Below are 23,532 nucleotides of genomic sequence, written 5' to 3'. Positions count from 1 at the left end.
ACACGCAATACTCCTGACTCACCGCGTTTGCAGATTTTAGGGCGGCTTCGCCACCCAACGGGGATAAATCCCCTCACCACAAAAGCTCTTCACTACAGTGACTACGCGCCAATTTTTTAGAGACCCGAAATGAGACTGTCCCGCTTCTTTATCGACGCTCCCCTGAGCACCGGCGAACACGAATTGCCGGAAGCCCAGGCGCATTACATCAGCCGCGTGCTGCGCATGGCCGAGGGCGATGCGGTGCAGCTGTTCGACGGTTCCGGCCATGAGTTTCGCGGCGCCCTGCTGGAAGTCGGCAAGAAGCGCGTGACCGTGCAGATCGACGAGCAATTCGCCGGTCAGGTCGAATCGCCGTTGCACATCCACCTCGGCCAGGGCCTGTCCCGGGGCGAGCGGATGGACTGGGCGATCCAGAAAGCCACCGAGCTGGGCGTGAATGAAATTACGCCGATTTTCAGCGATCGCTGCGAAGTCCGCCTCAAGGATGAGCGAGCCGACAAACGCCTGCTGCACTGGCGTCAGGTGGCGATCAGCGCGTGCGAGCAATGTGGTCGTTCGCGGGTACCGGTGATTCATCCGCCGGTGTTGCTGGCGGACTGGATCAAACAGACCGAAGCCGAGTTGAAACTGGTGCTGCATCCGGTGGCCGAGCCGTTGGTGAGTCATGCCAAACCGGCGACTCTGGCATTTCTGATCGGGCCTGAAGGCGGTTTGACGGATGCCGAAGTCGAGCAGGCCAAGGGTAACGGCTTCCACGCCGCCCGCCTCGGCCCGCGAGTGTTGCGCACCGAGACGGCGCCGGTTGTGGCGTTGGCGGTAGCCCAACAATTGTGGGGTGATTTCTAATCCTTTTTGCCGAATTGATCATTCCCACGCTCTGCGTGGGAATGCCGCCCGGGACGCTCCGCGTCCCAAACGGCGTGACGCAGAGCGTCACAGGAGGCGTTACCACGCAGAGCGTGGGAACGATCAGTCAGCCGGCTAGAGGACATAAAACAGAATCGCGACAAAGTGCAGCAAGCTTCCGGCAATCACAAACAGATGCCAGATCCCATGCGCATGCCGCAGCCGGTGATCCAGGGCAAAAAAGATAATCCCCACCGTGTACAAAACCCCGCCCGACGCCAGCCAGGCAAACCCGGTGGTGCCCAGCGCCGCAATCAACGGCTTCACCGCCACTAACACAATCCAGCCCATCACCGCGTAAATCACGATCGACAGAATCCGCGCCTCCGAACGCGGTTTGATCTCTTGCAGAATGCCGATCAGCGCCAGCCCCCAGACAATCCCGAACAGCGTCCAGCCCCACGCCCCGCGCAGGGTGACCAGGCAGAACGGCGTGTAACTGCCGGCGATCAGCAAGTAGATCGAAAAGTGATCGACCTTCTTCATGATCGCTTTCTTGCGCCCGCGCACGCTGTGGTAAACGGTGGAAGCGCTGTAAAGCACCAGCAAAGTGAACGCGTAAATCGCCACACTGACAATCTTCCACGGACTGCCATCCAGGCTGGCAATCACCAGCATCCACACGCCGCCGACAAAAGCCGCCACCGCCCCGACCAGATGGGTCCAGGCATTCAATCGTTCTCCGTGATACATGTATCGCTTACCTCAATATTCATTACCGCAGCGCGCAAGGCTCGGGCCTTGAGCGTAAAAGCGCAATCAAAAGATCGCAGCCTTCGGCAGCTCCTACCTTCGAACGCATCTCAATGTAGGAGCTGCCGAAGGCTGCGATCTTTTGATCTTCCGTGCACAATCGGCCGATACCAAAAAGAGTCCGCGCCATGCTGATCGACGAAGAGTTGACCCTGAAAAAACTTGAGGTGTTCCTCGCCTTCATGCGCACCGGCAACCTCGCCCGCGCCGCTGCCGAGTTGCAGACCAGCAACGTCAGCGTGCACCGCGCGATTCACTCGCTGGAAAGCGCCCTGCGCTGCCCGCTGTTCAAACACGAAGGCCGCAACCTGACACCGCTGGAAAGCGCCTACGTCCTCGAAGAACGCGCGCAGAAGCTGATCAACGACGTCGTCGAAAGCGTGCGCCTGACCCGCGAAGCCGCCGGGTTCTCCGCCGAACGTTTCAAGCTTGGCTCGCTGTATTCACTGACAGTGAAAACCGTACCGCAACTGATCATGGGCCTGAAGATCCGCCGCAGCGAACTCAACATCGACCTGATCCTCGGCTCGAACATCGACCTGCTCTACAAGCTGAAAAACATGGAAGTCGACGCGATTCTGGTGTCGCTGGACGACAGCATCAACGACCCGGATTGCGAGCAGATTGCGCTGTTCTCCGACGACATCTTCCTCGCCACCCCGGCGGATTCAAAGTTTGCCCAGCGCAGTGAAGTCGATCTGGCGGAAGTCCGGGATGAAACTTTTATTACCTTGACCCAGGGCTTTGCGACGCATCAGGACGGCAACCGGGTATTCAAGCAGGCGGGGTTCGAGCCGAAGGTGGCGATGCAGGTGAATGACATCTTCACGCTGTTGAGCATGGTCAGTTCGGGAGTGGGTTATGCGTTGCTGCCGGGAAGGATTGCGGCGGTGTATGAGAACCGGGTGAAGCTGATTCCGTTGCAGGAGAAGTACCGGTTGCAGCAGCACATCGGTGTGGTGTTTTTGAAGGCCAAGGAGCGGGATCCGAATTTGCTGGCGTTGTTGGCGGAGTGTCGGATGTATGCGAATCGGCAGGCTGGGGTTTAGATCAAGATCAAAATCAAGGGCTACCCCCTCACCCCAGCCCTCTCCCCCAAGGGGTAGAGGGGAAAGGGAGCAGATCTTCATGGGTTCAAGAATTGAATTCGACTCAGAAATTTCAGGTCGATGTATAACGCCAAAACACCTCGGTCAGTCCCCTCTCCCTACGGGCGGTCCGACGTTTCGGGAGGGTTAGGGTGAAGGCAGCTCTTTGCTGTTATCCCATCAACCCGCGCATCGCCAAAAACAACACCGAAGGCCCCAACAAACACCCAAGCGCCGTATAAAACGCAGCCGTCAGACACCCATAAGGCACCAGCTTCGGATCCGTCGCCGCCAACCCACCAGCGACGCCACTCGACGTACCCATCAAGCCGCCAAAAATCACCGCACTGCGCGGGTTGTTGAGGCCGATCATCGGCGCCACGAACGGCGTCATCACCATCACCAGAATCGCCTTGATCAGCCCCGCCGCAATCGACAGCGCCATCACCTCGGAACTCGCACCAATCGCCGCGCCGGTCACTGGCCCGACGATGTAAGTCACCGCGCCCGCGCCAATGGTGGTCAGGCTCACCGCATCGGTATAACCGAACGCCATCGCCACGCCGACCCCAGCGACAAACGACGTACCGACACCTACAAACAGCGCCAGCACACCGACAAACCCGGCACGCTTGAGCTCTTCGACACTGACACCAAACGCCGTGGCAACAATCGCGAAATCGCGCAACATCGCCCCGCCGAGCAAGCCGATGCCGGACAGCAAGGGAATATCCACCACACCCTTCTGCCCGCCAGTCAGTGCGCCGCCGACATACGACAGCACCAGCCCGAGCAAAATAGCGATGGCCGAGCCGTGCAAGCGGCCCTTGGTGAAGGTGTTGGACATCCAGTAGGACACCCACATGGTCAGGCCGACAATCAGGAAGCCGCTGATCAAACCGTACCCGGTGATCACTTTCATCATCGATTCGTACATGGCGATTACCCCGCAGTCTTGGCTGGAGCGATCGGGGTCTGCTCCTTGTTGCCCATGCGCGTCAGCACCGGCACCAAGGCAAAGGCGATGACCACGGCCAGCGTCCCGGCGAGGATCGCCATCGGCCCGCCCTTCAGTGCGCCGTAGACGTTTTGCTGGGCCGCCATGGCCACCACGATAGGAATGTAGACCGCGCTCCAGAATTCGACACCCTGCTCGGTCTTGCCCTTGAGCCATCCGCTTTTGTTCAGATAACTGCCCAGACCGATCAACAGCAGCATCGCAATGCCGACGCCGCCGACGTTGGCCGGCACGCCGATCAGCTTGCCGAGCAGTTCACCGACCCAGATACCCACCAGCGTACAAAAGGCGAGAAACGCCACACCGTAAATAATCATTGTTGTAGTCCTCAAAGTGCATCGTCGAATGTTGTTTTTGTTGTTCGAAGCTTGAGTCGCGGCGGTTTAGAGTTGGCGGCTACCCTCCTCACGCAACAGCGCTTGCAAGGTGTCGAGCCGCGCACTGTCGAAGGCAGTGACGGTGCCCTGCTCGAACACCCGGCGCGCCAGCCCGGTCAGCACCGCACCGGGCGGCAGTTCGATCTGTAAACGTACGCCGCGCTCGTAAGCGCTTTGCACGGTGCCGCGCCAATCCACCACGCGGCACATGTTGAAGGCGAGGTCGTCGCGCAGCGCTTCTACTTTGGTCACAGGGCGTGCGCGGCTGCCGCTCAGGTAAGCGATTTTCGCGGTTTTCAGTTCAACCTTGGCGAAGGCTTCGGCGAGGGTTTGTGCCGGTTTTTCCAGCAGTGGGCAGTGCGAAGGCACGCTCACTGCCAGACGTTTGGCCAGACCGGCGCCACGACTGCGCGCGAGTTCAGCCACGGCTTGCATGGCCTTGTCGCTGCCGGCAATCACCACCTGGTTATCGGCATTGATGTTGGCCAGATACACCGGCGAATCTTCGCTGTGCACCTGCGCCAGCAGCGTTTCGACTGTGGATAACTGCAGGCCGATGATCGCGGTCATTCCATAGCCTTGTGGATAAGCTTGCTGCATCAGTTCGCCGCGCAGGCTGACCAGATGCAGCGCATCGCTGAAGCTCAAGGCGCCGGCAACCACCGCTGCCGGGTAAGCGCCGATGGACAGGCCGGCGACATAATCTGCCGTGAGTCCGTCTTGCAACAGCTGCCGCGAAGCAGCGACGCCGGCGATCAGCAGGCACAGCTGAACCGCCCTTGTCGTGCGCAACGCTGCGCTGGAATCCAGCAGCGATACATCTTCACCGAGCACATCACTGGCCTCGACCAACGATTCCCGAGGCAAACGCTGCAGCATGCCCGCTTGCTGCGCACCCTGGCCGGGGAACACCAGCAGACTGCTCACGCCGCCTGCTCCTGCGGATTCCACGGATCAATCACCAGGCAAGCCTGATGGGCATTTTTCAACAGCACGCGCGCCGAACCGCTGGCCCACTCACGCAGCGCCACGGCACCGAACGGCGTTTGCAATTGCATATCGACCCGGCACACGGCCTGATCAAAAAGTTCGACCAGTTTGCGTGCCTGATTACGAGTGATCAGTTGCGGTGTACGCAGAATCAAATCGAGGTCGCTGGCCGCGTGCATCGCGATAAAACCACTGGCCAATTCAAACCCGACACTGCCACTGACACCCCAGACCCAACCGCAATCGTCGAGCATTGGCCGCAGTTGTTTGAGCGCCTGCATCACTGGCAGATCGCGTTCGCAATCGACATGACAAAGCACTTCGGGGCTGACCCGACAGGCAGTCGAACCCAGTGCCATAAACGCTGCCAGCCGCTGCTCGCGCAACACACCGCGCACGCCGACCGCGACAAAACCTTCAGCACTCAACGCGCGCCGCACCACCACCGGTTGCCCAGCGGCCAGCGACTCGACCGCCCACAACGGCGCATCCGCCGGCAACTGCGCCGGGGTCATGCCCCAGAGCAGATCGTGGGCCAGAGGCGTGCTCACCACTGCGCCATCAACAGTTCGCGCACTTTGCTGGAAGCCGCACGATTTTTCGCGCCGAGACGATTGCTCAAGTCAGTGCTGGAGACATCGCCGATGGCTTGTTTGAGGCATTCGTTAACCCTTGAGAGATCCTCCGCCGTCGGCTGCTCGATCTGCTGCACCGACAAGGTTTCCCAGAGCAATCCGAGACTCGCATAGCTGTCGATGTCATAAGCCATCGGCGGCACGCTGGCGGCCAACGCTTCCAGCTCTTCAACACTGCGCAAGGTCACCCGTGCGGCCGAAGCTTTGCCCATCGCATGCACCATCACGCCCGGATCGCGCAGCGCAATCAAACGGTTGGCCTGGTAACCATGAGCCAGAAACGCCCCGGACATAGCCTTACCCACCAACAACGCAATCACCGGATGCCCGGCCAGACGTGCGCGGGCATAACTGTCCGCCGCACCGGCCAGCGCCTGGTGAATGCCGAGGGCTTCTTCACGGCGACCGTAGGCCTGGCTCGGCACATCGACGATGGCGATGATCGGGCGCTTCTGCGCTTTATCGCGGTCAGCCGTGATCGCGTCATCCACAGCCTTGGCCAGACCCCAGCCTTCGAGCAAGCCGACTTCGCCATTACGAGCACGCGGAAAACGATTGTCCGGATCAGCGACCACAGCGATAAAACGCCCCAATTCACCGTCAGCGACCCTCAACGATGGCGGCAGCCCTTCGACCTTGAGAGCGCCGGCGCTCAAGGCGTTAAACCAGTTCAAACCGCGCAATGAATAACCGCTCATGAGCGCTCTCCTTGATACAGGTCGCGAACCACCGACGGTTCGATTTGCGGGTCAGTGTTCAGACTGCCGAGACGTTGCAGAAACCATTCGGCGCGTTGGCTGCGCGGCTGCGCCGGCAAACCTTGCTGGAGCAATTCACCGACCTGCTGACGAATCTTCGCCACGTCGTCGGCGACATAACGATCCACCAGACCACTGGCAAAACGCTGCTCGCCACCGGTCAGGCTCCAGATGAAGGGACGGTCGCGGGAGTCGTATTCCTCGATCCCGGCTTCTTGCTCAATCACCTGCGGGCCGTTCAAACCAAGGCGTGCTTCCTGAGTCACCAGCAAATAACTGCACAGCGCCGCCGCAATCGACATGCCGCCGAAGCAACCGACGCTACCCGCAACCACACCGACCACCGGTTGGTACTGCTGCAAATCGACAATCGCCGCATGAATATCAGCAATCGCCGCCAGCCCGAGATTGGCCTCCTGCAAGCGCACGCCACCGGTTTCCAGCAGCAACACCGCGCGGGTCGGAATGCCTTTACGGTTGTCTTCAGCCGCCAGTTCCAGCGCGCCGGCAATCTTCGCCCCACCGACTTCGCCAAGGCTGCCACCCTGGAACGCGCCTTCAATCGCGGCAATGACTATCGGCAAACCGTCGAGGCTGCCCTTGGCGATCACCACGCCGTCATCGGCCTGCGGCACCACGCCCTGGCGTTCGAGCCACGGCGACATCACCCGTTGAAACGGATCAAGCAATTCGCGAAAGCTGCCGGCATCGAGCAAAGCCTTCGCCCGTTGCCGCGCGCCGAGTTCGACGAAGCTGTGTTTGTTAAGCAACGCTGCGCTGTCAGTCATGGCCGATCTCCTCGAAACCTTGTTCCAGACGCAAGCGCACCACCCCCGGCGTCGCGCCGAAATCGTGGATATCAATAGCCATCGCCGGCGGCGTGGTGCCGTCGAACATCCGCGCAAACAGGTGCTGCCAACGCAACTGGGCGCCGTTGACCGAGGTCTGCACATTGATCGTCAGCTTGCCGGCCAGGCCCGGTTCGATCAGCACTTCCAGATCACCCGAGCCGACACAACCAACCAGCGCGCGACCGCGTGGCGGCTGCCCGGCGGGGAATTCAAACGATAGGGTTTCCATCAAAACGCTCCCTGAAGGATGCCGTCGCGCTCGATACGGTCGAGCAGCAGCGTGGCGGCGAGCAAGTCGGCGGCGCCACCGGGCGAGGCATTCAATGCGATGAGTTGTTGATCCAGTTCGTGCAGCCGGCGGCGACCGCTGAGGCTGGCGCTACCACCGGCGTCGAGTACCGCTTGCGCGCCGAGTTGCATGGCTTGCAAGCCCTCTTCGCCGGCGCGGTAGAGCACGCAGGTGTCAGCGAGGTCAGTCATGATCGCGAGCAAGGCATCGAGTCGAGCGTTCTGTTCGCCGTGGCCGTTGGCGCGGCTGCGTTTGAGTTGTGGCAAGCCACGTTGCAGAACTGAGGGGAAGCCGAGTTGCGCTTCTTCACGAGCACCGCGAGCGCCATAACGCAGGGCGACTTGGGCGCCGTGGCTCAAAGGTTTGGGGGCGTGGCGGTCATCCAGCAAGGCCAGTCGCGCGGCGCGCAATGAAACTGCATTGGCGCTGGTGGATTTCGGCTCCATTGCAGCGGCGGTCACCAACAATCCCAGCGCCCAAATTGCGCCGCGATGCGTGTTCACGCCGTTGGTGGTGGTGAGCATGGCTTGCTCGCCCTCACGGCCGATGCGGCCAATCGCTTCGCGCAACGTTGAATCGACTTCGCCGATTTCAACCGCTGCTTCAGCCATCTCCTTGAACGCCGGCCACAACGACAGCGCCGACGCGTGCATCAGGCCCAGGTGCAAATCGGTGTGCGCGCCATTGCCGCGACGGTCGACCAGTGCCGGTTTCGGCGACAGATCCGCTTCGTCAATCAGCGCGTCCACCGCAAGATCAGCCAATCGATCAGCCAGGGACAGCGGTTTCGCTTGCAGGTTAAGTGCGTGCATTACCAGCTCCTGAATTTGGCGGGCGGGTTGTACAGGCCGCCGGACCACTCGACCAGATCGGCCACGCTTTTTGCCGCGAGCAATTCGCGAGTGGCGTCGGTGCGGCGGATGCCGAGGTCTTCGGGCAAGGCGATCAGGCCTTCGCGGCGCATGCGTTCGGTGTCTTTCGGGTTGTGGCGCAGGCCGATGGCGGTGACGCCGGCGACCGCAGCGATCATCGCCTGGCGCTCTTCCAGCGAACGCGCCTTGTACAGGTAGGCGATGCCTTCTTCGGTGAGCAGGTGTGTGACGTCATCACCGTAGATCATGATCGGCGCCAGCGGCATGCCGCTTTTCTTCGCCACTTCCACCGCGTCGAGGGTTTCGACGAAGGTCGGTTTGCCGCCCTCCTGGAATGTCTCGACCATTTGCACCACGAGTTTCTTGCCGCGTTCGAGCATCGGTTGCTGCGAATCGTCGTGGCGCATGTCCAGCCACGCCGGGGTGCCGTGACGGCGACCGCGCGGGTCGTGGCCCATGTTCGGCGCGCCGCCGAAACCGGCGAGACGGCCACGGGTGACGGTCGAGGAATGGCCGTCGCCATCGACTTGCAACGTCGCGCCGATAAACAGATCCACCGCGTATTGCCCGGCGAGTTGGCAGAACATCCGGTTGGAACGCAGCGAGCCATCGCGGCCGGTGAAGAACACGTCCGGGCGCGCGGCGATGTAGTTTTCCATGCCCAGTTCGGTGCCGAAGCAATGCACGCTTTCGACCCAGCCGCTCTCGATCGCCGGGATCAGCGTCGGGTGCGGGTTGAGCGTCCAGTTGCGACAGATCTTGCCTTTGAGGCCTAGGGATTCGCCGTAGGTCGGAAGGATCAATTCGATGGCGGCGGTGTTGAAACCGATGCCGTGGTTGAGCGACTGCACGTTGTGTTTTTCGTAGATGCCGCGAATCGCCATCATCGCCATCAGCACGTGCACAGGCTTGATGTGGCGTGGGTCGCGGGTGAACAGCGGTTCGATGTAGAACGGCTTGTCGGCGACCACGACGAAATCGACCCATGAGGCGGGAATATCAACGCGTGGTAGCTCGCTGACGTCGTCGACCAATTGGTTGACCTGGACGATGACGATGCCGTCGCTGAACGCGGCCGGTTCGATCAGCGCCGGGGTGTCTTCGGTGCTCGGGCCGGTGTAGATGTTGCCGGCGCGGTCGGCCATGAACCCGGCCGAGAGCACGACGTTGGGGATCAGGTCCACCACCAGTCGCGCGTAGAGTTCGATGTAAGTGTGAATCGCGCCGATTTCCAGCAGGCCGTCTTCAAGCAACTGGCTGATGCGCAGGCTCTGGGTGCCGGCGAAGGAGAAATCGAGCTTGCGGGCGATGCCGCGTTCGAACAGGTCGAGGTGCTCGGAGCGACCGACGCTGGGCATGATCATGTGCAGGTCGTGGAGCTTTTCCGGGTCGGCCTTGGCCAGCGAGCGCGAGAGGAAATCCGCCTGCTTCTGGTTGTTGCCCTCCAGCACCACACGGTCGCCGGGATGAATCAGCGCTTCGAGCGCGGCGACGATCTTGTCGGTGGGCAACACCACACCGTCGGCCAGCCCGCGCACCTTGTCGAGGCGGCGCTGCTTCTCATCGCGCCGCCGCGTCCAGCGCGAGTCGGGGGAAATTGTTGTTGTCATGCTCACTCCACGGGGTTCGCTGTCGTGGAGCTAAGGTAGGCGTGTGGGGTGGGGGCATCAATCAAGCGCGGCGGTGAATCATTACGCTCAGGGTAACGATCAAGAGCCGCCCTCACCCTAGCCCTCTCCCGGGGGGAGAGGGGACCGACCGAGGTGTATAGCGCCATACATCGACCTGCCCCACCGAGTCGATTATGGATTCACAGCGGTACTTTCAGGTCGGCGTAACTTGTTAGCATCCCGCGGTCGGCCCCCTCTCCCTCCGGGAGAGGGCTGGGGTGAGGGTCGGCTTTTAAATCACTCCGTCGGCACCAACCGATCCAACAAACGGTTGACGGCCATCTCCGCCACCATCACCACCTGCGCAATACCTTGCACAGTCTTGCGGTGCGTACCTTCCACCGTTGCTGCGTGGTTATTGAGCATGACCGTAGCCGAACCAAGGGTTTCGCTGGCGTCAGCCAGCAGGGATTCGGTGTCGGCATTCGGGTTGGCCATGTACAGCGTGTTCGGGGTGTAGGGCGTGGCCATCAGGTCGGCGTTGGTCGGGCCGAGGTAATGGTCGAGGGCGCGTTCGGCGGCTTCGTGGAATTTCTTGGAGTCGGGGGATTCGTAGGGGGATGCCGGGTCTGTGAGCGGGGGGTTAGGCGTTGGTTTAATCATCTTCAGGTTCCGAAATAAAGCTGGAACCACTTCTCTGCTAAAAGAAGGGGTGGCAGCTGAACGCAGGTTAGCAGACCGGGGAACCTAAGGAAGCCGGCGCGCCGAAGCGCCCTGCGCACAGCCGCCATCGAATGCAGGCGAAGCCTGACGATGGTGTATGTGCACCCTTAGATTAACCACGGGCTGCTAAACCCGATCACTGGGAATCAGTGACGGAATCAAGTTACGCAGCATGCCAAAGGCGCACAAGCCGGCGGATTCTGGTGCATGCGTAGGCAGCGGCGCAAGGATTTGTAGGCTAGGGAGCCGTAACACAGAGTGTCTTTAAACAGCGGGGCTGGAAGGCGTTTATTGCGCACGGAGATTGAGGATTTTTCTGTCGGATTAAGGTGTGGCGACTGGCGCTTTCGCGAGCAGGCTCGCTCCCACAGGAGGTCTGTGTCGTACGCAAAATCCAGGATCACCGAAGATCAACTGTGGGAGCGAGCCTGCTCGCGAAGAGGCCATCCAGAACACTGAAGACTCTGGATCAATGGACCAGCCCCGCATCCACCAACAACTTCTCCAACCCCAACAAATCCGGCACCTTCGCCACCTGTTCCCCGACCTGCACCGCTGCCTGCTCCAGCGCACACAACGGCACGTCGACATAACTCAACTGGCTATCAAGCTTGTAAGAACGCGGAATCCCCTGCACCAGCAGCGCAATGAACTTCAACTCCGGCAACCCGCCCAGCGCATTCAAAATCACGATCCGCGCACGCTCGCCAATGACGATTTTCTGCCCGCACGCCGACTCGAAACTCAACAACGGAATCTGCCGCTCACGCCACTTGACCCGCCCCAGATACCACGGCGGCGTATCCAGATCGAAGGCACTGGCCTGGTAATCGATCAACTCAGCAACAGCAACGTTAGGCAGGATCAAATTACGATCCGCCAACGGCAGCAACAACCCGGTCAGTTGGCTGGTGCGCTGATTATGCCGGCGCTCATGCATGTTTCTTGCTCCACTGGGCAATGCTTTCAAGCAACACCGACTCTTGATACGGCTTGCCGAGGTAGTCGTTGACGCCGATGGCCATCGCACGGTCGCGGTGTTTCTGCCCGGTGCGTGAGGTGATCATGATGATCGGCAGGTGTTGCAGGCGCTCGTCGTTGCGCACCTGGGTGGCGACTTCGAAGCCGTCCATGCGCGGCATTTCGATGTCGAGCAGCATCAGGTCGGGCATGTGTTCTTCGAGCAGCAGCATGGCGTCGACGCCGTCCTTGGCGGTCAGCACGTTCATGCCGTGACGTTCGAGCAAACGGCTGGTGACCTTGCGCACCGTGACCGAGTCGTCGACCACCATCACCAGCAACGGTTTCTGCGGTTCGCTGTCGATTTCCGGCAGCGTCGGCGTCTGTGCAATGCGTGCCTGCATCGCGCGGATCGGCGCGAGCAGATCGAGAATCAGCACCACCCTGCCGTCGCCGAGAATCGTCGCCCCGGACACGCCCTGCACCGCTGCGAATTGCGCGCCGAGGCTCTTGACCACGATTTCGCGCGTACCCGCCATCGCATCAACCTGCACCGCAATGTGCCGGTCGTTGTAGTGCACCAGCAGCACCGGCAATGGCAAGTTCTGCCCGAGCAGTTTCGGCCGTGGCGCGGTTTTCAGCAGTTCGCCCAGGTAGCACAGCTCATAGGTCTGGCCGCCGTATTGATAGCGCGGCGGATCAACGCGGAAGTGCCCTTCCAGATCATTCGGCAAGACGCGGACGATGCCTTCGATGGTGTTCAGCGGGATCGCGTATTGATCCTCACCGCACTGCACCATCAACGCGCGGTTGACCGACACGGTGAACGGCAAGCGAATACGGAAATGCACGCCCTGCCCCGGCACGGAATCAATGCTCATGCTGCCGCCGAGTTGCCGCACTTCTTCATGCACCACGTCCATGCCGACGCCGCGCCCGGAAATCTGGGTAATCTTTTCCGCCGTGGAAAACCCCGGCTGGAGGATGAACTGCAACACGTCGCGGTCGCTGATCTCGGCTTCCGGCGCGAGCATGCCGCGCTTGATCGCCTTGCGCCGCACCGCTTCCAGTGGCACCCCGGCACCGTCATCGCGGATATCGAAAACGATGTCGCCGCCCTCGCGGGACAGGTCGAGGCTGATCTGCCCTTGCGCCGGTTTACCCGCCGCCAGGCGCACTTCGGCGGATTCCAGACCATGGTCGACGGCGTTGCGCAGCATGTGTTCCAGCGGCGCGGCCATGCGTTCGAGGACGTTGCGATCCATCTCGCCTTCGGCGTTGCCGACGACAAACGCGACGTCTTTGTTCAGCTCTTCAGCGACCTGGCGGACGATGCGTTTCAGGCGCGGCAACATGCGCTCGAACGGCACCATGCGCGTGCGCATCAGGCCTTCCTGCAATTCAGTGTTGATGCGGCCCTGTTGCTGCAGCAGGTTCTCGGCGTCGTGGTTACGGCGGTCGAGGGTTTCCTTGAGATCGAGCAGGTCGGAAGCCGATTCGAACAGCGCCCGCGACAGTTGCTGCAACTGTGAATGACGGTCCATTTCCAGCGGATCGAAATCTTCGTAGCCGAGGCGTTCGGCATCGACTTGCTGACGGCTGAGAATCCGCCCCTGGGTTTCAGTGTCGAGGCGGCGCAACTGATCGCGCATACGCTCGATGGTGGTTTCCATCTCGTTCAGAGCGATCTGCGCGTCGTTGACCTGCTGTTCGATACGGCCCCGGAAGATCGAGGTTTCGCCGGCCAGATTGACCAGCTCATCGAGCAGTTCGGCGGAGACTTTGACCATGTCCGCGCCAGCCTCGGCAACCGGCGGTGCCACGTCAGTCTTGACCGGAACAGGTAGCACTGGCGGCGTTTCTACCGTCGCCGGATGACTGAAATTCTGGATCGCGTTGATCAGCCGATCCGCCGGTGGGCACGGTTGCCCGGCGCGCACGCCATCGAGCATTTGCGCCAAACGATCATGCCCGCGCTGCACCAGCGCAAACAGCTCCGCCGACGGCTGCAAGGCGCCACTGGAAAGACTTTCGTAAAGGTATTCCAGCTCATGCGCGAGGTCGCCGATCGGGCCGATCTCGACCATCCGCGCGCCCCCCTTGAGGGTGTGCAGATCGCGCAGCAGGGTTTCCACTTCCTGACGATTGCCCGGCTCGGCCTGCCAGCGCAGCAGTGCGGCGCCGGAGTTTTCGATGATGTCGAAACCTTCTTCGAGGAATATCTCCAGCAACTCCGGGTCGTGACCGGCGCTGTCGTGATCGGTTGTTGCTGGCGGCACTTCGGCAACGTTCTGGCCTTGGCGGACCTGACGGATAACGTCGATCAGATCCTGTGCCGGCGTCAGCGGCTGATGGTTTTGCAGTTGATCAAGCAACAACGCCAAGCGGTCGTGACTTTTGAGCAGCAATCGCCCCAAGGTTTCGCTGTAGCTGTAGCGACGATCGACCAGGCCTTCGTAGAGACTTTCCAGCTCTTGCGCCAGATCGCCGATGGCCTCGACTTCAGCCATCCGCGCGCCGCCCTTGAGCGTATGCAAATCCCGCTGCAACGAGGACAGCGGCGCTGTGTTGTCGGGGTCGCTGAGCCAGCGCTGCAAGGCTTGGCCGGAGCTGTCGAGAATGTCCACCGCTTCTTCAAGGAAGATCTCGACAATTTCGTCATCGGGTTCAAGCGCCATTGCCTTTTGCTGCAACTCAGCGGTGGCGCTGCCCAGTTCACGGATACTCAAAGTACGGCTGCCATCGCTGCGAATCAGGCCCATCGACGACGGATCGAGGCTCTCATCAAGCAGATCATGCAGGGCCCGAATCCGCGCCGGCTGCGGCGTGACTTCCTGCCCGGCCGCCAGTTCGTCGAGCATGTTGATCAGCGCTTCATGAGCGTTTTGCGCTTCCTGGAAAAACCGCTCGCTGACCGCCAGGCTGCTTTCTTCCACAGCGCCATACAGGTCGAGCAAGGCTTCACACAGGACATCGACCGGCAGCAGATCGGCCATGTGCGCGCCTTCGCCGAGGGTGGTCAGTTCATCCAGCAAGGCGCTGAGTTCCTGACGCTCGCCGGGATGTTGCTGCCAGCGCTGCAAGAGGTTTTCGGCGTCGAGGAGGATGTCCATGCCTTGGGCGAGGAAGTTGTTGATCAGTTGCGGGTCACGCTTGATCCGCAACCCGGTGTTCGGTGCATTGAGGATGGTTTCGAGGCGCTCGGCGAGCAGCGCGTCGGTGCGTTTGATCAGCGATTGCGCACCGACAATCGGCGCCAGCGGATCGTGCTTGAGCTGACGCAGGCCAATACGAAACAGGCCCTCGGCTTCCAGCAGCAATTCCACTTCGTCGAGGTCAAGCGGCAACTGATGCGCCTTGAACTCGCGGGCCAGTTGATCGAGCGACGCGGCCAATTCGGCAATCGGCAAAACCCCGGCCATTGAGGCGCTGCCCTTGAGCGTATGCAGCGCGCGCTGCAATTCATCGCTGGCCTGCAACGGCACATGCTCGGCGGCTTGATCGAGGAAACGGTTGAGGCTGGCGAGATGGGTTTCGGCTTCTTTGCGGAAGATCTCCAGCAACAGCGGATCGAGTGCAGCGACATCGTCGATGTCTTCGGCGGCCAGCGGTTCGTCACCTTTGGCCAATGCGTGGGCACGGGCGGCAAGCTGATCGACATCGCTGCGCTGACGCTGGCTGTTAGTGGCGAATTCGTTGATCAATTCGGGCAGCAAGAGCACCGTGTCGGTCAGCAGTTGCTGCACCACCGATCCCGGTTCGACACTTTGTTCAAGCACACGGTTGAGCAGGTTTTCCACGGCCCACGCCAGCTCACCGAGGATCAGCGCGCGGACCATGCGCCCGCTGCCCTTGAGGGTATGGAAGGCGCGGCGCAGTTCAGTCAGCGCATCGCGATCCTGCGGGTTGGCGGTCCAGCGCGGCAGGTATTCATGGAGCACTTCGAGGACTTCGTCGGTCTCTTCGAGGAACACTTCGCGCAGCTCGTCGTCGATCGGTTCTTCGCCGGCCGGCGGCGGCATCAGGCTGCCGGGCGTGATCAGCGCCGGCGGGTTCAGCGCGGAAACCGGGCTGGCCAGAACCTCGGCCAACGATTGCACGATCTCGGGATCATCCAGCGCCTGCAGGTCCTGCATCACCAGCGCTTCGCTGGGGCTGAGAACGTCTTCGAGCACGGGCACAGAGTGTTCGCCGGGCTCTTCGTCAGGGAAATAACCGAGGTTGGCGAGGGACTTCTGCGCGATGTCCAGCAGTTGCTCGCTCGGCGCCTGCGGATCGTCACTCAAGCGCTCGAGGTAGTACTCGAGGCTGCTGATGACATCGGCCAGACGATCCAGTTGCTCCCAACCCGGCTCGTGCGGATCGAGCAGCAGATGCTCGCGGATAAAACCGTTGCAGGCCTCGACCAGACTCGCCGCGCGGCTGAGCGGAATCATCGCCAGCGCACCGCGCACCTGGGTCAGCAGCGCCGGCAACGGTTGCAGTTGCTGGCGATCCCAATCGGCGTCGATGTAGTCGACGATCATGTCCTTGGCCTGTTGCAGGCAGATGCGCGCTTCCTTGATCACGATCTGATAAATCTGCGTCAGGTCGGTGGTGGGCAAGCGCGAGTCTTCCGGACTTTCCGGCTCGACCGTGCCGACCATTCCGGCCAGCGTCGCTTCGACGTAAAGCAGCGCGCCGGCAACGTCCATCAGGATCGCGTCATTCGGTTCACGCTGGCCTTGGGCGAGGCTGAGCACCACGGCCAGTTGATCGATGATGACTTTGCGCGGCTGGCCGAAACCGAGCACGGCAAGGGTGTCGGCGATCTGCCTTAATGGCGCGAGCAGGCTTTCCAGATCCGAAGTGTGCTGGCGATCGCTGCGCACGAACAGATCGAGGCGTTCCTTGACCCGCACCAGCTCTTCGCACAGTGCCGCCAGCACCGAGCGCATCGCGTCGCGGTCAGGGCCGGCCAGGCGCGCGCGTTCTTCGTCGACCATCGCGCTGTCGGGCAACGCGTCGTCCAGCGAGTAGCGATCTTTCATGGTCAGCATCTGCCCGGTGGGATGTTCGGCTTTGGCAATATAGAACAACAGGCTTTTCAGCAGCTCCGCCGGGGGCGGCTGATTAAGGCCCGACATACCTTGCTCGAGCAGGCGCTTGAGCTCTTTGTCGGCGTCCTTGAACAGACTGCGCAGCGCCGGACTGTTGGCGATGGCGCCTTCGCGCATGCCTTCGACCAGCGCCGAGGCGACTTGCCACAACGGGCTCAGGGGCGAATCGCCGCTCAGCGCTTCGAGGCGGGTGAAGACTTTGGCCAGGTACTCGAGGTGCGTCTGGTCGTCCTGCTCGCGCAGCAAACCGACCAAGGCCATTTGCAGCATCTGGCGTAATTTGCGCAGCACATTCGGCAGTTCGGCCGGTTCCAGCAGTGCCAACGCTTCTGCGCTCAGCGGTGCTAACTCCGGCAATTGCGGGCTGAACAGGCTGGTTTCCGAGAGCAGGCTTTCGCCACGGGCACTGCGCAGATCGTTGATCAGCGGCAACACCACCAACGGCAGATCCCGGCGAGCGTTCTGCACACGGTCGAGGTAGATCGGCAATTGCCCGAGCGCTTGCAACAACAGGTGCAGGGCTTCGTCGCGATGGCTGACGCGCTCGTGCTGCAAGGCTGCAACCAGTTGCTCCATCTCTTCGGCGAGCAGGGCGGCACCGTAGAACTCGACCATTTGCAGGCTGCCGTGGACCTGATGGATGTAATCCAGGCATTCGTCCAGCCCCGCAAAGGCCTGCGGATCATCGAGCACGGCTTCAATCGCCTGATGCGCCTGCTTCAGCGTTTCGGCAATTTCGCCCTTGACCCATTCGAGGGCCACATAGTCGTGCCGATCACCCATAACCGCTCCGATCACACTTTATCCGTCGCCGGCGCGGACGCCGCCGGCAAGGTGAATCCGGACACCGAACGGCGCAGTTGACTGGCCATTTTCGCCAGGTTGCCGATGCTTTCGGCGGTGGCCGTGGAGCCGGACGAAGTCTGCGAAGTGATCTGCTGGATCACGTTCATCGTCAGCGAGATCTGCCCGGCCGACGAGGTCTGCTGCTGCGCCGCGTTGGAGATGCTTTGAATCAGCGCCGCGAGGGTCTTCGATACGCCTTCGATTTCTTCCAGGGCCACACCGGCATCCTGCGCCAGTCGCGCGCCGCGCACCACTTCGGTGGTGGTCTGCTCCATGGAAATCACCGCTTCGTTGGTGTCGGTCTGAATCGCCCGCACCAGGGTTTCGATCTGCCGGGTGGCGGCGGACGAGCGCTCGGCGAGGCGCTGCACTTCGTCAGCGACCACGGCAAAACCGCGCCCGGCATCACCGGCCATCGACGCCTGAATCGCCGCGTTGAGGGCGAGGATGTTGGTCTGGTCAGCGATGTCGTCGATCAGGCTGACGATGTCGCCGATTTCCTGCGACGACTCGCCAAGACGCTTGATGCGCTTGGCGGTGTCCTGAATCTGTTCGCGAATGTTGTCCATGCCGTGGATGGTGTTGTGCACCACCTCGTTGCCCTTGTTGGCAATTTCCACGGAGCGCTCGGCGACCGCGGAAGACTCAGCGGCGTTGGCCGAGACCTGATCGATGGATTCGGCCATGTCGCTGATTGCCGTCGACGCTTCGGAAATCTGCTGGGCCTGATGCTCCGAGGCCTGGGCCAGGTGCATGGCGGTGGCCTGGGTTTCCTGCACCGCTGCGGCGACCTGGCCGGCGGTGAGGTTGATGGTCGCGACCAGATCGCGCAATTGGTCGACCGAGTAGTTGATCGAATCGGCGATAGTGCCGGTGAAGTCTTCGGTCACCGAAGCCGTCACCGTGAGGTCACCGTCGGCGAGGTCTTCGATTTCGTCGAGCAGGCGCATGATTGCGTTCTGGTTGCGCTCGTTCTTCTCGGCGGTTTCGCGCAGTTGCCGGTTGGTCTCGCGCACCATAACCATGCCGATGAGTATGATCGAGGCCAGCGCCAGCAAACCGAGGACGTAACCGCCGATAGTGTCGGTGTTGCGCCCGCCGGCAAGGTTTTCAAAACCGGTGGCCAGGTGCGAGGCTTCGTCGAGCAGGGTTTGCGAGAGGCTGAAGATGTTGCTCGCCGATTCGCGAACCTTGAACAGCTCGGGCGAGGTTTCGAGGATTTCATCGACAGAGCCGGAGACGAACTGGAACAGCTCGGAGATTTCGCTCAAACGCGCGCGGGCGTCGCGGTCTTCGACCTGGCTGATTTTCAGCGTCGGGTTGCCTTGCAGCATGCCGTTGAGCACTTGGCCGAAACGGGTGGCGTCACGGCCAAAGGCATCGGCGGCTTGTTGGGAGTTTTCATCGCCGGCGAGCACGGTGTTGACCGCGCCGAGGATGCGTTCAGCCAGCAGCGATTGGCGCTGGGCCATGGCGACCTGCGCCGCCGGGGCGCCACGTTGCAGGAGGATTTCGACGACTTTTTCGTATTCGATCTGCAACTGCGGCACGGTTTCGGCCAGGGTCGCGGCGACCTGATGCAGCGACAGCACGGTCTGTTCGCTAGAGAGAATGGCGTCAGTGTTTTTCAGCAGGCGTTCCCAGTCCAGTTGCACGGCGCGCATTTCCGGGCGCACGGTGGCGGGGGCTGGCGGCAGGCCAGTGACCGCGTCGCCCTTCTTCAGGTAACCCCAGCGCAAGGCGAAATCGTTGCGCGCATCGCTGAGCAGCTTGAACGCGGCAGCCTTGCCGGCCGCGGCTTCGGTGGCGTTCTTGGCAATGCGTTGCGAGAGCACGCGCAGCTCACCGGCGTGGCCGATGTACTGTTTGTCGTAGTTCGCCTGGGTATTGAGGTACGCGAAGTTGGCGAACAGCAGCATGATGAACACGATCAGTGCGATGAACAGCACGATGATCTGCGAGCGACTGCGCGATCCTTCCGCCGGCTTGCCTGTTTTTGCTTTTGTCATCGGTCCTCGCCTAATTTGAAGCTCACCGAAGAACCTGTAGGAGTGAGCCTGCTCGCGATTGAACGATAACGCGGTGTACTTGATACACCGCGGTGCCTGAATCGCGAGCAGGCTCACTCCTACAAGGGATCTTTGTTGTAACGGCTATACCGCGACGCTCATGAACACCGGGGATTTGGCCAGGGCAAACAGGCTGAACACCCGCCAGTTCTGCTCACGCCGGAAATAGCCTTTGACGAACTCGGCCTTCGAGCCCTGGCGCTTGCTGATCGAGATCGGTTCGAAGCTGTCCTGCTCGAAATGCTGCAAGCCGATGACTTCATCGACCATCAACCCGGCAAACACATCCCCATGTTCAACCACCAACACCCGCCGCTGTTTACGCAACGGCGACAGCTCATGCCCGAAAAAGCCGCACAGATCCATGATCGGCAGCAGCCGCCCGCGCAGGTTAGCCACGCCTTTGACCCATGGCTTGACCCCGGGCAACTGGGTGAAGCGCGGTTCGTGCAGCACTTCGCTGACTTCGCCCATCGGCGCCACATACCAATGCTCGCCGAGGCGAAAGCCGATGCCGCTCCAGCGATCCTGACGCGCCGCTTGCGACGGCAGGTCTGCGGCCAGCAAGCGGCAGCGCTGGTCGATTTGCCAGAGCAGTTCGAACGCGGTCAGCGATTCGCTCATGGTCGCGCGATCAGCCTTTGAGCACGTTATTCAGAGTCTTGATCAGGGTGTCTTCGTCGACCGGTTTGGTCAGGTAGTCCTTGGCGCCCTGGCGGGTGCCCCAGACCTTGTCGGTTTCCTGATCCTTGGTGGTGATGATGATCACCGGGATGTGGCTGGTCTCGGCATCCTTGGTCAGTTGGCGGGTCGCCTGAAAACCGTTGAGGCCGGGCATGACGATGTCCATCAGCACCGCGTCGGGTTTTTCCTGACGGGCCAGGGCCACGCCGTCGGCGCCGTTTTCGGCCTTCAACACTTCATGGCCGTGCTTTTCGAGCATGCCGGTGAGTTTGTACATTTCAGTCGGCGAATCATCGACGATCAGGATACGTGCCATGGTTTTCCCCATTTTTCTTGTCGACCCCCGGCCCGCTGGCCGAGCATCACTGTACGTGTCTTACTGCGGCAGAACGGCGGCGAAGCCCGGAACATGGGCCTGGATCGCGCTGAGCAGTTCTTCCTTGCTGAAAGGCTTGGTCAAAAATTGATCGGAACCGACAATCCGCCCCTTGGCCTTGTCGAACAGTCCGTCACGCGATGACAGCATGATCACCGGCGTGGCCTTGAATGCACTGTTGTTCTTGATTAAAGCGCAGGTCTGATAACCATCCAGACGCGGCATCATGATGTCGACAAAAATGATCCCGGGATGGTTGTCGGCGATCTTCGCCAGGGCGTCGAAACCGTCGATCGCCGTGATCACTTCGCAACCGACATTCTTCAACAATGTTTCGGCGGTGCGACGAATCGTTTTCGAGTCGTCGATCACCATGACCTTCAAGGCGCTGGACTGCTGTTCCATAAGAGGGCTCTACCGTCGCCTTTGCGAATCAATTTGTCCGTTTTGCGGTTATGAATGGCTCGAAACCCTTGATGCTCAAGGGCCAGCACGCTACGCCAGCCTTTTTAGCACAGTCTCCAGATGCAATCTATCGACGGGTTTTTCCTTGACCGAAAACCCGCCCGGCGCCACTCTGGCGGCACTTTTTCAATACCGATCCGGTAGCCAATTTTCGAGGAAAACCCAATGAGCGTTCGCGTCGGGATTGTCATGGACCCTATCGCCAGCATCTCCTATAAAAAGGATAGCTCGCTGGCCATGCTGCTGGCCGCGCAAAAGCGCGGCTGGGAACTGTTCTATATGGAGCAGAGCGACCTGTATCAGGCCGAAGGTCAGGCACGCGGGCGCATGAAGCCGCTGAAAGTCTTCGCCAATCCGGAAAAATGGTTCGAACTGGACGCCGAGCAGGACAACCTGCTGAGCGATCTGGACGTGATCCTGATGCGCAAGGATCCACCGTTCGACATGGAGTTCGTTTACTCCACCTACCTGCTCGAACAGGCCGAAACCGCCGGCGTACTGGTGGTGAACAAGCCGCAGAGCCTGCGCGACTGCAATGAAAAGCTGTTCGCCACGCTGTTCCCGCAGTGCACGCCGCCGACCATCGTCAGCCGTCGCCCGGACGTCCTGCGTCAGTTCGCCGACCATCACGGCGACGTGATCCTCAAGCCGCTGGACGGCATGGGCGGTTCGTCGATCTTCCGCCACACCGCCGGCCACCCGAACCTGTCGGTGATCCTCGAAACCCTGACCTTGCACGGCAAGCAGCAGATCATGATTCAGGGCTACCTGCCGGCTATCGTCGATGGCGACAAGCGCATCCTGATGATCGACGGCGAGCCGGTGGATTACTGCCTGGCGCGGATTCCGGCACTCGGCGAAACCCGTGGCAACCTCGCCGCCGGTGGTCGAGGTGAAGCGCGTCCGCTGACTGACAAGGATCGCTGGATCGCTGCTCAAGTCGGCCCGACCTTGCGTGAGAAAGGCCTGCTGTTCGTCGGTCTCGATGTGATCGGTGAAAGCCTCACCGAAATCAACGTCACCAGCCCGACCTGCATCCGTGAAATCGACAATGCGTTTGGCACTGACATCGGAGGCATGTTGATGGATGCGATCGAGAAGAAGCTGCAAGCCGCCGGCAAATTGCCACAAGCTTGATGCACGTCACATGCAGTCTGTCGCTTGAAGCGTGAAGCCCAAGGCGTGAAACCAACATTGCGTTATCATGCGCAGCCTCTGAAAAACGCGATGTTGGTTTTCTTGTCATGACCCTCCCGTCCGATCTGCCCGCAGAACTCGCCCATCGTGGCGTGCGCCCGGCCGATCGCCTCGGATTTACCTTATTCCTTGCTGCGTTGATCCATTTGGCGCTGCTGCTCGGAGTCGGCTTCACGATGGTCGAGCCCAAGCAAATCAGCAAAACCCTGGAAATCACCCTCGCCACCTTCAAGAGCGAAAAGAAGCCGGAGAAGGCTGACTTTCTTGCTCAAGAGCATCAGGAAGGCAGCGGCACGCTGGACAAGAAGGCGATCCCCAAGACCACTGAAGTGGCGCCATTCCAGGACAATCAGGTCAAGAAAGTCACCCCGCCACCGGCCGCCAAGCCGCAAGTGCAGGAAGCCGCGCCCAAGGCTGCGGTGACCACCGTCGCGCCGAAGCCGAAAAAAGCGCCGACCAAGAAAGAAGAAACCAAGACCGAAGTCAAACCGACGGTCGACGCACCGGAATTCGATAGCTCGCAGCTGTCCAGCGACATCGCCAGCCTCGAAGCCGAACTGGCCAAAGAACAACAGTTGTACGCCAAGCGCCCACGCATCCACCGCTTGAGCGCGGCGTCGACCATGCGCGACAAGGGCGCCTGGTACAAAGACGACTGGCGCAAGAAGGTCGAGCGTATCGGCAACCTCAATTACCCCGAGGAAGCCCGGCGCAAGCAGATCTACGGCAATTTGCGCCTGATGGTTTCGATCAACCGCGACGGCTCGCTGTATGAAGTGCTGGTACTGGAATCGTCCGGCCAGCCGCTGCTGGATCAGGCGGCGCAGCGCATCGTCCGGTTGGCGGCACCGTTTGCCCCGTTTACCGGGGACTTGTCGGACATCGACCGTCTGGAAATCATCCGCACCTGGAAATTCGCCCGGGGCGACAAGCTCTCCAGCAATTAAAAGACACCGCAAATCC

General features: G+C 61.0%; 21 protein-coding genes. 4 read left to right on the top strand and 17 right to left on the bottom strand.

The window, feature by feature from the left end:
- Window positions 1–129 precede the first annotated feature (129 nt).
- Window positions 130–849 (top strand): 16S rRNA (uracil(1498)-N(3))-methyltransferase, encoded by a 720-nt coding sequence (locus QOL84_RS21590; protein WP_007913710.1) that lies wholly within the window; start codon window positions 130–132, stop codon window positions 847–849.
- 135 nt (window positions 850–984) lie between these two features.
- Here QOL84_RS21590 and trhA read toward each other — a convergent pair whose 3' ends face one another.
- A complete protein-coding gene (gene trhA / locus QOL84_RS21585; protein ID WP_283438491.1) occupies window positions 985–1,602 on the bottom strand; it encodes a PAQR family membrane homeostasis protein TrhA in 618 nt (205 codons plus the stop codon).
- Between the two features lie 188 nt (window positions 1,603–1,790).
- Between trhA and QOL84_RS21580 the strand changes: the two genes are divergently transcribed.
- The gene (locus QOL84_RS21580; RefSeq protein WP_034153639.1) at window positions 1,791–2,711 is read left to right on the top strand and encodes a LysR family transcriptional regulator; all 921 of its coding nucleotides are present in this window, start codon (window positions 1,791–1,793) and stop codon (window positions 2,709–2,711) included.
- 211 nt (window positions 2,712–2,922) lie between these two features.
- On the opposite strand, the gene madM is transcribed toward QOL84_RS21580, so the two are convergent.
- The 16 genes from madM to pilG all read right to left on the bottom strand — a co-directional run bounded on the left by madM (window position 2,923) and on the right by pilG (window position 21,312).
- Window positions 2,923–3,687 carry a malonate transporter subunit MadM gene (gene madM / locus QOL84_RS21575; RefSeq protein WP_283438490.1) on the bottom strand — a complete coding sequence of 255 codons (765 nt, stop codon included), beginning with the start codon at window positions 3,685–3,687 and terminating at the stop codon, window positions 2,923–2,925.
- 5 nt (window positions 3,688–3,692) lie between these two features.
- The gene (madL, locus tag QOL84_RS21570) at window positions 3,693–4,085 is read right to left on the bottom strand and encodes a malonate transporter subunit MadL (RefSeq protein ID WP_129395884.1); all 393 of its coding nucleotides are present in this window, start codon (window positions 4,083–4,085) and stop codon (window positions 3,693–3,695) included.
- 66 nt (window positions 4,086–4,151) lie between these two features.
- A complete protein-coding gene (gene mdcH / locus QOL84_RS21565; protein ID WP_283438489.1) occupies window positions 4,152–5,072 on the bottom strand; it encodes a malonate decarboxylase subunit epsilon in 921 nt (306 codons plus the stop codon).
- Window positions 5,069–5,689: a malonate decarboxylase holo-ACP synthase gene (locus tag QOL84_RS21560; RefSeq protein ID WP_283438488.1), complete on the bottom strand. Its 621-nt coding sequence runs from the start codon at window positions 5,687–5,689 to the stop codon at window positions 5,069–5,071. The genes mdcH and QOL84_RS21560 overlap by 4 nt, the downstream gene beginning before the upstream one ends.
- The gene (gene mdcE / locus QOL84_RS21555) at window positions 5,683–6,468 is read right to left on the bottom strand and encodes a biotin-independent malonate decarboxylase subunit gamma (RefSeq protein ID WP_283438487.1); all 786 of its coding nucleotides are present in this window, start codon (window positions 6,466–6,468) and stop codon (window positions 5,683–5,685) included. The genes QOL84_RS21560 and mdcE overlap by 7 nt, the downstream gene beginning before the upstream one ends.
- A complete protein-coding gene (locus QOL84_RS21550) occupies window positions 6,465–7,316 on the bottom strand; it encodes a biotin-independent malonate decarboxylase subunit beta (protein WP_283438486.1) in 852 nt (283 codons plus the stop codon). Before QOL84_RS21550 ends, mdcE begins: the two co-directional genes overlap by 4 nt.
- Window positions 7,309–7,608 carry a malonate decarboxylase subunit delta gene (locus QOL84_RS21545; protein WP_007913697.1) on the bottom strand — a complete coding sequence of 100 codons (300 nt, stop codon included), beginning with the start codon at window positions 7,606–7,608 and terminating at the stop codon, window positions 7,309–7,311. The genes QOL84_RS21550 and QOL84_RS21545 overlap by 8 nt, the downstream gene beginning before the upstream one ends.
- The gene (locus QOL84_RS21540; protein WP_283438485.1) at window positions 7,608–8,480 is read right to left on the bottom strand and encodes a triphosphoribosyl-dephospho-CoA synthase; all 873 of its coding nucleotides are present in this window, start codon (window positions 8,478–8,480) and stop codon (window positions 7,608–7,610) included. The genes QOL84_RS21545 and QOL84_RS21540 overlap by 1 nt, the downstream gene beginning before the upstream one ends.
- A complete protein-coding gene (gene mdcA, locus QOL84_RS21535; RefSeq protein WP_093429846.1) occupies window positions 8,480–10,150 on the bottom strand; it encodes a malonate decarboxylase subunit alpha in 1,671 nt (556 codons plus the stop codon). Before mdcA ends, QOL84_RS21540 begins: the two co-directional genes overlap by 1 nt.
- 297 nt (window positions 10,151–10,447) lie before the next feature.
- Entirely contained in the window at window positions 10,448–10,813 is a 366-nt protein-coding gene (locus QOL84_RS21530; protein ID WP_283438484.1) for a DUF6124 family protein, read from the bottom strand.
- 529 nt (window positions 10,814–11,342) lie between these two features.
- Window positions 11,343–11,813, bottom strand: coding sequence for a chemotaxis protein CheW (locus tag QOL84_RS21525; RefSeq protein WP_283438483.1), 471 nt, complete (start codon window positions 11,811–11,813; stop codon window positions 11,343–11,345).
- A complete protein-coding gene (locus QOL84_RS21520) occupies window positions 11,806–17,715 on the bottom strand; it encodes an Hpt domain-containing protein (RefSeq protein ID WP_283438482.1) in 5,910 nt (1,969 codons plus the stop codon). Before QOL84_RS21520 ends, QOL84_RS21525 begins: the two co-directional genes overlap by 8 nt.
- A gap of 11 nt (window positions 17,716–17,726) precedes the next feature.
- Window positions 17,727–19,787: a methyl-accepting chemotaxis protein gene (locus tag QOL84_RS21515; protein WP_129395893.1), complete on the bottom strand. Its 2,061-nt coding sequence runs from the start codon at window positions 19,785–19,787 to the stop codon at window positions 17,727–17,729.
- Between the two features lie 144 nt (window positions 19,788–19,931).
- Window positions 19,932–20,471 carry a chemotaxis protein CheW gene (locus tag QOL84_RS21510; RefSeq protein ID WP_283438481.1) on the bottom strand — a complete coding sequence of 180 codons (540 nt, stop codon included), beginning with the start codon at window positions 20,469–20,471 and terminating at the stop codon, window positions 19,932–19,934.
- A 10-nt stretch (window positions 20,472–20,481) separates the two neighbouring features.
- Window positions 20,482–20,847 (bottom strand): twitching motility response regulator PilH, encoded by a 366-nt coding sequence (gene pilH, locus QOL84_RS21505; RefSeq protein WP_008084306.1) that lies wholly within the window; start codon window positions 20,845–20,847, stop codon window positions 20,482–20,484.
- A gap of 60 nt (window positions 20,848–20,907) precedes the next feature.
- Entirely contained in the window at window positions 20,908–21,312 is a 405-nt protein-coding gene (gene pilG / locus QOL84_RS21500; RefSeq protein WP_116028398.1) for a twitching motility response regulator PilG, read from the bottom strand.
- A gap of 225 nt (window positions 21,313–21,537) precedes the next feature.
- Here pilG and gshB point away from each other — a divergent pair, with 225 nt between their 5' ends.
- Window positions 21,538–22,509: a glutathione synthase gene (gene gshB / locus QOL84_RS21495; protein ID WP_283438480.1), complete on the top strand. Its 972-nt coding sequence runs from the start codon at window positions 21,538–21,540 to the stop codon at window positions 22,507–22,509.
- Between the two features lie 107 nt (window positions 22,510–22,616).
- On the top strand, window positions 22,617–23,516 hold the full coding sequence (locus QOL84_RS21490; protein ID WP_064388085.1) for an energy transducer TonB: 900 nt from the start codon (window positions 22,617–22,619) through the stop codon (window positions 23,514–23,516).
- The last annotated feature ends 16 nt before the right edge of the window (window positions 23,517–23,532 follow it).

The organism is Pseudomonas helmanticensis, from assembly GCF_900182985.1.
GTDB lineage: Bacteria > Pseudomonadota > Gammaproteobacteria > Pseudomonadales > Pseudomonadaceae > Aquipseudomonas > Aquipseudomonas helmanticensis.
Note: the sequence above shows the minus strand (reverse complement) of the source record. Positions and strands in the feature narration are given on the sequence as shown.